The sequence below is a fragment of the Thermodesulforhabdaceae bacterium genome (genome assembly GCA_037482015.1).
In the GTDB taxonomy this organism is placed as follows: domain Bacteria; phylum Desulfobacterota; class Syntrophobacteria; order Syntrophobacterales; family Thermodesulforhabdaceae; genus JAOACS01.
The window spans coordinates 61,357-73,399 of record JBBFKT010000011.1 but is presented as its reverse complement, the minus strand read 5'-3'; the positions used below and the strand labels follow the sequence as shown (position 1 = coordinate 73,399).

The window sequence follows — 12,043 nt, the reverse complement described above, 5'->3', positions numbered from 1 at the left end:
GGAACTCCATACATAAACTCCAAGAAAAAAGTCCAGTATAGTATACTCTATTGCACCAGGTTTGTACATGAGCCAAAATCTTCAGCACCACCATATTGCACTTCTCGTTAACATAGGCATCGGTTGCAAATGATTTTGTTTCCGTGGCATCTCTCAACGATATATTATCCATCCCATTACCGTGAGTAAAACAAAAGTAGCTACCTGAAGTTGCGGATCTTTTAGGAATATCTGGATGGGTTCTGACCCTTTCCTGGTTGTTATCGTAAGAAGGTATCGAAGGATTCCGTAGGAGGCTGGAATTACCGCATAAACAAGGTCGTGATGCCCTTTTTCTACAGTATAGAGAGCAAAGGTTACAAGTGATGCACTTGCTGTGGCGGATGTTGCGGCGAGAAGATATCCAGAGGAGTAACTCTGCAAAACAGGTCGGTGGGATGTGTTGTCTTCGATGTTTAATTCACCGAGCCTTTTGGCAAGAGCGATAAAAAGCGCCACAAAGAAGCTTGTTAAGAAAAGCCACCGAGATGTTTCAATGCCCGAAGCGACTGAACCAGCCAGGATTCTTAAAAGATACCCCATCGCCACACAAATTGCATCTAGAGGCGCTATGTGTTTGAGTTTTAATGAATAGGCTTCGCTAAGGAGAATATAGACAACAATAAGAACAGCCAATTGTTTGTTGAAAGCGAATCCCAGTCCAACGCCTGATATCAGCAAAATGCCAGACATAAAAAGAGCCGTCGAAGTAGATACCGCTCCTGATGCAAGAGGGCGATTGGCTTTTTGTGGATGGTATTTATCTCGATGTCTGTCATGAAGATCGTTTAGAATGTATATGCCACTTGCTACCAGAGAAAAGAGAGCAAAGGCTTTGATACCGCACAGAAAAGTCTGCCATACGAAAAGCTTCTTTCCAAAAAATATGGGAGCAAAGACCAGCCCGTTTTTTATCCAATGGACCGGTCTGATAAGTTTTACATAGGGCAAAAGCTTATAAAACATATTTTCCATTGAGGGGTTTATAAGTAGCAAAAGGCTTTATAGAGGTCATTTTTCAAGATTTTTTATCTAAAGCTTATTTATTTTTTCTTAGTTGCTCGATAAGGGATCGTCTGGGCAGAAAGCTTAATAGCGGCACTGGATAGCGATAGATTTCTCCCCGACTTGAAATTACCCCAGCTTTTGCAACCATAAATATCGTAGCAAAAACTATAGTCCAGGCTGCAATAAGCGAAAGGATGTTATCGAATGTTAAGACGATGGCAAGAACTACAGCCGTAACATTAATTTGAAAATTGAGGGATTCTCTACCGGCAAAGTCAACAAAGGGGTCCACCTTTCTTTTAACTAACCATACTCCGAGAGGACCTATGATTTGCCCGACAGGTATCCACATCCCCGCTACTGGCACCCACCAGACTATCCCCATGAGGGCGGCAAAGTGACAGAGAGAAGCCCATGTGAGCCTATCGTCCTTAAAGTTGTTTTCTTCGTTAGGTTGATGTTTCTGCATCGTCAACACTAATCCAGTGGTTCGAGTTGAACAGGATTTTCTTCCGGCGTCGGTATGACTTCTTCTCCAGGCACTGCCTGGATGATTTCAAAAACATCCCACATATCCTTTCCGGATTCCTTACCCTTTACTACATAAACTGTCTGGATGGTCTGATGATCGTAAGCTCTTATGGTTTGCTTGTCCTTAAGCGAGACGAAGGTATGATTTTCTAAAATCGGTATGAGATCCCGTCCTCGGAAGGATTTTGCCTGTTCAACCGCCCACTTGTAAAGCATTATGTTCGTGTAAGCCGTGCCTCCACCGGAACCTGGCATCTCGTTCCATCGCTTTTTGTAATTTTCAACGAATTGCTTTCCTTTTTCGTAATTATAGATGTAGGGCACTTCCCAATACCACGGCACAGCTCCTATAACTCCTGCTGTGTATGGCGGTTGTTTGCCTATAGCCATATGGATTTCCAGGTTTGGGACGACAATTTGTTTGAATTTTTGGGTAGCACCGAGTTCAATGGCTTCCTGCATTGCATAGACCATGTCCCGACCGAAAAGCACAAGCACCAGAATGTCTCTGTTGGACTCAATGGCTTTTTGTATTGCTTCCCGATAAACTTCGTGGCGACTTCCGAGTGGTGTAAGAATGTCGGGAGCATCCTGAGAATTTGTAAACTTTTTCATTGAATCTCTTGTTGTCCATCCCCAGGTGTAATCTGCTGTAATATAGAAATATTTAGCCTTTGGGAATCGCTGGTTAAGATATTTTCCCAGAGCCTTTGCAGCCATCCAGGCATTATAAGTTTCTCTGAAGGTATATCGGTGTGCGTCCTTGCCTGTTAAGTCGTTTGAGTATGTAAGAGTTGCAAGAAAAAGTTTCTTTCTGGACTGACAGAGTTTGCTCACCGCCACGGCAACGGCGCTCGACGAACCTCCCGTTATCATGTCCGCTCCTTCATCGATGAACTTCTTTACATTCTCAACTGAGACGTCAGGATCGGATTTGCTATCGGCGTAGAGATAGCGAATGCGTTTTCCGAGAATACCGCCCGAAGCGTTCACTTCTTCCTGAGCGAGCTTATACGCCTGAAGCTGATCCTTACCTTGAAGAGCATAAGGACCCGTGAGAGGAATATTCAACCCAATAATTACTTCCTGTTCGGTGGCAGCCTGGATAGAAACAACACAAAGAACATATGAATACAATGCAAATGCAAACGCTATCAAAATAAACAACCCCAAGTTTCTTTTGATGCTTTTCATATCTTTTCTCTCCCATTCATTTGAGTTGTTTTGATCGTTTGCTCTTGAGTTATTTTTTACAATAGTGCAGTAACAACTTGATGACAATGAAAAATTAAAGAACGAAATGCCTTAGGGGGAAGCCATGGTAGAGGAACTTCGTAAAATGTATAGAACAATTGTTTCAGATAATTTTCCCGAGACTCTTGTTATACAATTTGGAGATCAGAAGCTGGTTTACAGAAAAAGGCTCTGGAAAATACCGCAGGATGACGGAACCGTTGTAGAACAGGGGCTTCGTTATGGTGAAAATCCCGGGCAGGAAGCAGCCCTTTACGAACTTATAGGCGGCAATCTGTTGCTTGGAAAGTGCCAGTATATTGAACCTGGTAAAGGACTTGTTAGTGCTATCACAGAAGAAGACCTTCTTCAGACGGGAAAGCATCCCGGAAAAATTAACCTCACCGATGTTGATAATGGTCTGAATATTTTGAAATTCCTTATGGACAAGCCTACAGCCGTTATTTTGAAACATAACAATCCCTGTGGCGTTGCATCTGCCGACAATATTTCTAGAGCTTTCTGGCGAGCCTATCGAGCCGATAGAATTGCAGCCTTTGGAGGGTGCCTTGTAGTAAACCGACCCATAGATAAAGAAGCGGCAGAAATCATACAACCATGCTATCTCGAAGTAATCGCTGCTCCCGATTACGAAGATAGCGCACTGGATATACTGAAGAAGCGAAAAGACCTTCGCCTTATTCGCATATCTAGAATTGATAGATTAGCCGAGTATTGCGATCTGCGCTACGTTGATTTCAAATCTCTTATTGATGGCGGTTTGATTGTTCAGCAGTCATCTTTCTGCGCAATCAGGTCCACGGCAGATTTGAAGCCTGCTGAAACTACTTATAACGGCAAGCCTTACCGTATTCAACGCGCTCCTACAGATCAAGAGCTAAGGGATATGCTATTCGGTTGGTTTGTGGAACAGGGGGTTACGTCAAATTCTGTGCTTTATGTCAAAGACGAATGCACCGTTAGCATAGGCACGGGTGAGCAGGATCGTGTGGGAGTGGCGGAAATAGCCGTTTACAAAGCCTATCAGAAATTTGCCGATCTTCTTTGTTTCGACAAATATGGAATACCTTACAAAGAGCTGGAACTTGCTGTTGAAAGAGGTGAAAAGTCTAAAGACCTGAAGGATGAAATTGACGAGGAAACCAGACGGCAAAAGGGTGGACTTGTTGGCGCTACAATGGTTTCTGATGGTTTCTTCCCCTTTAGAGATGGTGTTGATGTAGGAATAAGGCAGGGCATTCGGGCTGTTATTCAGCCTGGAGGATCTGTGAGGGATTGGGAAGTGATCGATGCCTGTAATGAAGCGGGAGTTACGATGGTTTTCACGGGACAGAGAGCTTTCAAGCATTAGTTTTGAAAATCAGTGTATTGATGAGCCTCTCACCCGACGAGGTTTGAGAGAGATGCATTTTCTAATAAGATCACGTTCGTCCTGAGTAAAGAGAGAAGTTTTGTGGGGTTCACTGCTGGATCTTGCAGAAAGTAGTTTTTCCTCAAGAAGTGCGATCATTTTGTTGAGTCGAGAGATAATGACTACTTTTTGCGATGAAGGGGCAGGTTCTTTTGCTCTCGGTGCGGGTTGATGCTTAACAAAGCTTGGTGTGGGAATTTCTATCGGTTCTGGAATAATAATAGCCTTTTCAGCACGGGATGCATCAAGGAGGCGCGATATGGTGAACATGCGATCAGCTTCTTCACCGTCGCCCTCCTGCTTATAAACTTCGGATAAGACCCTGAAAAGAGTAGCATAGTCTCGTAGGCGATCTTTTGCGGCTTTAAGGTATAGAATGCCTTCTTCACGCTGTCCTGTAGCCAGGAGAGCCAGTCCCAAATAGACCCTACCTTTTATGTTTTCCGGGTTGGCACTGAGACCCTTTCGGCAAATATCGATCACTTCATCAAAACGTCCGTCTTGATAAAGAAGTTCTGCGAGTTCTGCAAAAACGGGTGAACTGCTATCTTCTTTAAGAATTTCTTCATACCATTCGGCTCGATCAATAACTCCGTCCATATTATTGACCCCCAATTATTTATAGCAACAGGTCCTTGAAACATTTACCTTGATCATAGTTGCTGGATTTGATCGAAAAGTCAACAAAAGCGGGAGGGTGTTCTAAAAAATCGCGACGATAACCCGAGGTTGCCGTATCGTAGGGGCATGGCACGCCATGCCTCTACATATGGTGCGCCTGGCATGGGCGTGCTCCTGGAGGTGAAAGTCCTCCCGTGAGTTGATCACAGCGAGCGAAGGGAAGCGCAACTGTCCCTACTTTACGCCTGAAAGGGTGACGGTAATGAACCGGAGATAACGATAACCGTCCTGTAGGGGCTGGCCTTGTGCCTGCCCAATTCCAGGGCCGTGTGTCTGCCTGTTTACGGGGCAACCCCAAAGGATTACCCCTACAATCCTGGTTGCGAGGCAACCACAAGAAGTCGCCCCTACACTTTTCGAACTACCCGGTGCGGACCCGCATGCCGGGTGATGTGGGAGGGGATCGGTCAGCTAAACTGACCTCCCCTATCCCAATTAGGATTATTATGATGAGGATTTAAGTTCAGGAAATTCTTGATAGAAATATTCGTGTGGACGACGTTCTCCAGCTTGCTTGGATTTAATTTCCATTTCTCTTAGTTCTACTCGGCGAATCTTTCCACTGATTGTTTTGGGCACTTCTGGCACAAACTCGATAATTCTTGGGATCTTGAACTTGGCAAGAATACTAATGCAGTGCTTGAAAAGCTCCAGAGCGAGTTCTCTCGAAGGTTCATAACCAGGCTTAAGGATAACAAAAGCCTTTACAAGCTGCCATCTCTGAGGATCGGGGCTGCCTACAACGGCTGCTTCAGCTACGGCTGGATGTTCTACAAGAGCGCTTTCAACTTCGAAGGGACCGACACGATAGTCAGAAGATTTTATAACGTCATCGGCTCTTCCAACAAACCACCAGTATCCCTTTTCGTCGAAATAGGCACGGTCGCCAGTGTAATAGTAATTTCCGCGGAAAACTTCTGCCATTTTTTCGGGTGCGCCGAGGTATTCCTTGAAGAGACCGATAGGCCGCCAATTGCTTAGGCGGATAGTAATGTGTCCGACTTCATCCGGCTTGTTGATTTCATTGCCTTCATCGTCCAGCAGAACAACATCATAGAGGAAGTGAGGTCTTCCAAAGGAACCGGGAACGATTTTACCTTTATACCAGGGTGGGTTTCCTATCATCGCGGTGCTTTCGGTTTGTCCGTAGAAGTCTCTGATTTCAGTGTTGGTGTATTTTTTCCAGGTGTTGATAATTTCGGGGTTGAGAGGCTCTCCAGCGCTGACCGATTCTCTCAGAGCGGAGAAGTCGAACTTGGAAAGATCCGCAAGAATGAAAGCTCTCCATGCGGTTGGGGGTGCACAGAAGACATTAACTTTGTATTTTGCTACGGCTCCAAGATACTTTTCAACGTTGAGCCTGCCATAGTTAAAGCCGGTCACAGTTGCACCTACGTTGAGGGGTGCAAAGAAGGAGCTCCAGGCATACTTTGCCCATCCAGGCTGGCTGAGATTGTGATGAATATCCCCGGGTTTTATGCCTATCATGTTAGATGTAGAAAGGTGTCCTAAAGGATAGGATGTTGCTGTGTGGACAACTCGCTTCGGCATACCGGTGGTTCCTGATGTGAAGAAGCACAGAATGATGTCCGAAGCCAGGGTCTTTTCCGCTGGCGCAGAAGTTGCTTCTTTCTCAACTTCGGAATAGGGCACCCAACCATCTACTCCGTCAACGCAAAGCTTTACCTTTGGTTTGACCCCAAGAGCATTTAGAGCTTCATCGATAAGAGATGCAGATGCTTTCGTGCCTATAACTACAGCAGGGGGGTAAGTCTGGAAGCGGTATTCCAGTTCCTTAGCTGTCATTGTCATTGCCGTAGGAACCAGAACCATACCGCCTTTTAGAGTTGCCACGCTGGTAAACCATATTTCTGGGAGAACCGGAACCATGATGTAAACGGGATCTCCCTTACCAACACCGTTTTTCCTGAGGAAGTTGAGCAGTTGGTTGCTTTTTTCAGCTAGTTGGGCATAGGTGTAGGTTTTTTCTGCTTCGGTATCAAGATCTGCCCATATTAAAGCAAGTTGATCAGGTCTTTCTTTTACATGAAGCCCTTCAAGAATTTCTTCTGCCCAGTTGAAGTGTGCAGGAAGAGGAGTTTTATTGAGTTTTTCAAAAAAAGCCTCAGCGGCTTTAGCCTTCTCCTCATTGTCTGGCATCATGTTGATCTGCATGAGCTCACGATAAAATTGTTCCATTCCCATAGCTCCTTTGCCCTCCTTTTAACGTTGATATTACTATGTTGCCAGGCCAAAACTCCTATGAATCTTAGATTAAGACAGATAAAAACTGTTTTGACATAGAACACATTAAGCGGATCTAAACAGGTAAAACATCTCGGGCGAGAATTGGAAATTTCCACTTCCCTGCTCTGAATAACTTCGTTTTTGCGATAACATAGCGTCTAAGTTTGAGTCAAGAAAAAATTGATTCATAATGCAAAATCAGAAAGATTTTTACTTGCTCGATGTGGAACAATAGGATAAAAAGCAAAATGCTATGATTAACATCTCGATTTGCCCTTAGTTTCGTAAGCAAAGAAAAATAGGTTTCTTCAGGTGTCGAAGTTCGTAAATCCAAAGAAGGAAAATACCGATGAAGCGACTTTTAGCTCTTGTGGCTTCACCTCGAAAGCCAGGTAATGGGGAGCTTTTTCTTAGAGCAGTAGCAAAAGAGCTCGGGACAGACTGGGAGCTGGAAATTATACGCCTTGTAGAATGGGACATTCGCCCATGCCGGGCTTGCTACTCCTGCCTTTTTGAAAAGTGCCCACAGAACGATGACATGCAGACAATCCTTTCGCGAATAGTCACCGCTGATGCTCTTGCCGTGGCTGCGCCCACCTATTTTCTGGGAGCCAATAGCCTTATCAAAAGGTTTATTGATCGTGGGCTGATGTTTTACTCCCTGATTGAGAAGCTATGGGGTAAACCCATGGTGTCGGTTACAACGGCTGGCATTGAGGGAATGGAAGGTTACGCAAAACTCATGGTTGATAGTGCAGTTAAAATAATGGGGGGAAGGTTATTAGCATCGGTGGTCGTTTACGGCGCTTTTCCGGGTGAATCCGTGATTGGAGAGAAAAATAAGAGACTTGTTCAGGATGTTGCTCAGGCAATATTAGCTGATACACCATTTATGCCTGACAAATCTTCCAGTGTGTGTCCTTTATGCGGGGGAGATTCCTTTCGGTTTCTTGAGAAGAACAGAGTCAAATGCCTTCTTTGCAGCAATAACGGTTTTTACGAGATAGAAGGCGGGCGTGTGGTCATAACCATAGAACCTGGAGAGCATCAGCTATTTGCCAGCCTTAAGGATGCCCTCGATCATGCTGAATGGCTTAGATCTATGAAGAAGAAATTTCTTGACGTAAGGCATCAGTTAAAGCCGATTGTGCAGGAGTGTGTCAAAACCGGCCGAGTATTCCATTCCGGAGTGGAACAAAAAAGCTAGTAAAATTGGGGGGAGTAGCAGCGCTATTCCCCCTCACGGTTTTAATGTCCGTTATGAATCAGGCATAAGGCTTAAGTGCTATCTTAGACTTTTTCTCACTTTACAATGCTTTTCAAACGCCAGCCGTATCGAGCGTAAACATCTGATGCCAGTTGGTCGAGTTTTTTATCTATGACATCGTGAGCTGGCAGGTTAAAGGGTGGAGGAGGATTCCATTTTTCAATGCGAACAGGTTTGAAATACATCGCCTGATCAATTGATGTTAGTTCTTCTGGAGAGAAGTTCCCTCCCAGGAATTTTTTCCGCTCTAGTTCAATCACATCCATGCTTTTCAGAAACTGTATGATGGTAAGAAGATCGAAGTTTCGATGAAAAGTTTCGATGTTTAGATTTACGGCTTTGATTTCCTGGCAGAAATTTTCATAGATTTGTTTATATTCTTCCATTCGATCAAATAAGCGTTTGTAAGCTTCATGGACGAGTCGTTTAAATCGTCCTTTGTGGGTTAGAGCCGTAACAGTAATGAAGCGAGTGTTATGGCGAAATTCTTCCGTAAGCCAGCAATACCAGTAAGATTCCTGAGGAAGTCCCACCATAACCCGCCATCGCTCCCGGAATTCATCGTCCACGAGCAGGTATCCGATGCGAGAAAAGCGCCGACCGGTTTTGGCTGCTTTTTTTAGGGTTTTTTGAGCCAGTTCTTCGATTTCTTCCAGTTGAAGATCAATTAGACGCCTTTCTCTCAAGTAGTTTTCAACAACTTCTTCTTGAACCTGCCTGGTAAGTGAAAGTATTAGATCGTCTTCCATAATTGCGAACTCCCTATCATTCTTTTACCTGAAGATAGGAGAGATGAAGGGAATTGAGATGCTTTCAGGGAAACTGGTACGGTTTTTGACTACTTTGATAACAGGCGAACTTCCTTCACCCGATTCCATAACAACAACCACGTCGAAAAGGGACGACAAGGCTCTTTCTGAGGTTTCGTCCATGTGTTGGTGAAGCCTTGCGGACATCCAGAGAGGTAAAGATGTTTCAGTGAGAAAAGATTTGAGAGAAATGAAAAAGGAATCATCGAACCGTTCCATGTCCAGTCCGTCTATTATTATCAGAGAGGGTGTAAATTTTGCCTGAACTGTTAGATTTGTTACCAGTTCCTGGAGACGGTGAAGAGAAAAGCTATTGTGCAGAAAGGATGCTATAAATCTTAGAGGTTCAATTCTGGAAGCCATCTCTTTTATCACTGCTCGCGGAAGATTTTTGCCGTAGGATCTTAGAATTTCTTCATACCAGGTTTTGATTTTATCCGGGGTTTCGTCCACACATACATGAAGCACTTTGCCTCCCTGCCCGATTTTTTCCAGAGCCAGAAGACACAGAAAAGCCGTTTTACCAACCCCGGCTTTCGCCATCACCACTCCGATCTCTCCAGGCGCAAGATGCGAAATGTCGTTCAGTCCTGCCGAAATGGGCGGAAAATCAAAAGTTTCCACACTCAAATCCTCCCTTTGCCCTGAGTTGTTCTTCTTACGGGCATTATTTTGATTTCCTCGACTTTATAATATCATCAGCAATTTGTTTTGGCACAGGATTATATCTGGCAAATTCCATTGTAAATTCTGCTTTGCCCTGAGTTATGGAGCGAAGAGTTGTGGCATATCCGAACATTTCTGCCAGAGGCACTTCCGCTTCCACATTAGAAAATCTACCATCTTCCGATGTGCTTACGATTATTCCTCGCCTCTGGTTTAGACTACCAAGCACTGCGCCTTGAAATTCTGTTGGAGTCTCGACCACTACTCGCATTATTGGTTCGAGAAGAATAGGCTGGGCTTTTTCGTAAGCTGACCTAAAAGCGCCGATGGCTGCCTGCTGGAAGGCAATGTCTGATGAATCCACGGGATGGTAGGCTCCGTCATTGATAACCACTCTTACACCAACAATCGGAAATCCCCCAAGTCCACCTTTATTGAGACAGGCTCTAAAGCCAGTATCGCAGGAGGGGATGAATTCTTTTGGTATGACTCCACCTACAATCTCGTTTACAAATTCATATTCACCTTCTTCAAGGGGTTCAATGTAGCCCGCAACACGCCCGTATTGTCCCGCTCCCCCTGTTTGCTTTTTGTGTGTGTAATCAAATTGTGCTCTACGGGTTATAGTTTCCCGATAGGCTACCTGTGGAGGGCTTACTTCAACTTCAGCCTGATATTCCCTTCTCATTCGCTCGATGTAAATTTCAAGATGTAATTCGCCCATACCGGATATGATTGTATCCCCTGTTTCCTCGTCCACGTAAGATCTGAAGGTGGGATCTTCTTTCGTAAATCTGTTGAGAGCTTTACTTATCTTGACCTGAGAATCACGGTTTTTCGGTTTTACGGCTAGCGAAATAACCGGAGATGGAACATGCATGGAACTCATCATGCACTGGATGGAACCATCGGTAAAAGTATCGCCCGACACGCAGTCTATGCCGAAAAGCACCACGATTTCACCGGCTACAGCTTCTTCGATCTCTTCCATATCGCGGGCATGCATTCGCCCAATTCGACCTACCTTAACTTTTTGCCCAGTGCGCATGTTAACAATGGTATCGCCTCTTTGCAACCGTCCCTGATAGATTCTGAAGAAAGTGAGCTGTCCGTAACGGCTTACTTCGAGTTTGAAGGCAAGCATTACAAGAGGCGCCTTTGGATCGGTAGCAAGAGAGATAGATACAGATTCTTGCTGGTTGCTGATCTGATAAGCTTCAACGGAAACATCCAGCGGACTTGGGAGATAATGAACCACACCGTCGAGAAGCTTCTGAACACCTTTGTTTTTATAAGCCGATCCCACGAACACGGGAGTTAACCTCAGAGAAAGAGTTCCACGGCGAATTGCATCGTGAATGAGATCCTCCGTTACGCTATCTTCCAGAACAGCTTCGGTTAAATCGTCAGAGAATAGAGATGCGATGTCAAGTAATTGTTCGCGTTTTTTCAGTGCAAGATCCATGTATTCTGACGGTATATCGTGCTCGACCACATCGTCTCCAAGAGGTCCTTCAAAAGAATAGGCTTTCATGGTGATAAGATCAATTACCCCTTTGAAGTCTCCTTCAATGCCCCACGGTAACTGCACCAGTACTGCGTTGTGGTTAAGGCGTTCTCTCATTTGATCGACTACTCGAAGGGGATTTGCCCCTAAGCGATCGCATTTGTTTATGAAAGCGATCCTGGGCACATTATAACGCCTCATTTGCCTGTCCACCGTGATAGATTGTGATTGAACACCGGCGACAGCACATAGCACAAGAATTGCTCCATCAAGCACTCTAAGAGCTCGTTCCACCTCTATTGTAAAATCCACATGTCCTGGAGTATCTATGATGTTTATCTCGTGGCCCTTCCAGTGGCAGTATGTGGCTGCGGATTGAATGGTGATGCCCCTTTCGCGTTCGAGATCCATAAAGTCCATTGTAGGACCGTGCCCATCTTTTACATCATGCACGGTGTGAATGCGTCTCGTGTAGTAGAGTATCCGCTCAGTAAGGGTCGTTTTGCCTGAGTCTATGTGAGCACTGATTCCTATGTTTCTTAAACGGTCAATTTGTGTTGCCATTTCTTTAACACCTCGTAAAAAATAAAATCGCAATATAAAAAGTTTAGCCCTGCCAAAAC

General features: G+C 44.7%; 10 protein-coding genes. 2 read left to right on the top strand and 8 right to left on the bottom strand.

What is annotated here, in order from left to right:
* Window positions 1-153: 153 nt before the first annotated feature.
* From WHS38_10770 to WHS38_10760, 3 genes are all read right to left on the bottom strand, one after another.
* Entirely contained in the window at window positions 154-1,005 is an 852-nt protein-coding gene (locus tag WHS38_10770) for a decaprenyl-phosphate phosphoribosyltransferase (GenBank protein MEJ5301459.1), read from the bottom strand.
* A 73-nt stretch (window positions 1,006-1,078) separates the two neighbouring features.
* A complete protein-coding gene (locus WHS38_10765) occupies window positions 1,079-1,516 on the bottom strand; it encodes a DUF4870 domain-containing protein (GenBank protein ID MEJ5301458.1) in 438 nt (145 codons plus the stop codon).
* An 8-nt stretch (window positions 1,517-1,524) separates the two neighbouring features.
* Window positions 1,525-2,772 carry an ABC transporter substrate-binding protein gene (locus WHS38_10760; protein MEJ5301457.1) on the bottom strand — a complete coding sequence of 416 codons (1,248 nt, stop codon included), beginning with the start codon at window positions 2,770-2,772 and terminating at the stop codon, window positions 1,525-1,527.
* Between the two features lie 124 nt (window positions 2,773-2,896).
* Between WHS38_10760 and WHS38_10755 the strand changes: the two genes are divergently transcribed.
* The gene (locus WHS38_10755; protein ID MEJ5301456.1) at window positions 2,897-4,183 is read left to right on the top strand and encodes an IMP cyclohydrolase; all 1,287 of its coding nucleotides are present in this window, start codon (window positions 2,897-2,899) and stop codon (window positions 4,181-4,183) included.
* Window positions 4,184-4,192: 9 nt separating this feature from the next.
* On the opposite strand, the gene WHS38_10750 is transcribed toward WHS38_10755, so the two are convergent.
* Together WHS38_10750 and WHS38_10745 are read right to left on the bottom strand one after the other, a co-directional pair.
* Window positions 4,193-4,843 carry a hypothetical protein gene (locus tag WHS38_10750; protein MEJ5301455.1) on the bottom strand — a complete coding sequence of 217 codons (651 nt, stop codon included), beginning with the start codon at window positions 4,841-4,843 and terminating at the stop codon, window positions 4,193-4,195.
* Window positions 4,844-5,368: 525 nt separating this feature from the next.
* Window positions 5,369-7,129, bottom strand: coding sequence for an AMP-binding protein (locus WHS38_10745; protein MEJ5301454.1), 1,761 nt, complete (start codon window positions 7,127-7,129; stop codon window positions 5,369-5,371).
* 391 nt (window positions 7,130-7,520) lie between these two features.
* On the opposite strand from WHS38_10745, the gene WHS38_10740 reads away from it, so the two are divergent.
* On the top strand, window positions 7,521-8,378 hold the full coding sequence (locus tag WHS38_10740; GenBank protein ID MEJ5301453.1) for a flavodoxin family protein: 858 nt from the start codon (window positions 7,521-7,523) through the stop codon (window positions 8,376-8,378).
* A gap of 95 nt (window positions 8,379-8,473) precedes the next feature.
* Here the strand turns inward: WHS38_10740 and WHS38_10735 are convergent, their stop codons facing one another.
* From WHS38_10735 to fusA, 3 genes are read right to left on the bottom strand one after another with little or no spacing between them, the layout of a single operon-like run.
* Window positions 8,474-9,187, bottom strand: a complete 714-nt coding sequence (locus tag WHS38_10735; GenBank protein MEJ5301452.1) for a hypothetical protein — start codon at window positions 9,185-9,187, stop codon at window positions 8,474-8,476.
* Between the two features lie 24 nt (window positions 9,188-9,211).
* On the bottom strand, window positions 9,212-9,871 hold the full coding sequence (locus WHS38_10730; GenBank protein MEJ5301451.1) for a hypothetical protein: 660 nt from the start codon (window positions 9,869-9,871) through the stop codon (window positions 9,212-9,214).
* A gap of 43 nt (window positions 9,872-9,914) precedes the next feature.
* Window positions 9,915-11,984: an elongation factor G gene (gene fusA, locus WHS38_10725; GenBank protein ID MEJ5301450.1), complete on the bottom strand. Its 2,070-nt coding sequence runs from the start codon at window positions 11,982-11,984 to the stop codon at window positions 9,915-9,917.
* Window positions 11,985-12,043 lie beyond the last annotated feature (59 nt).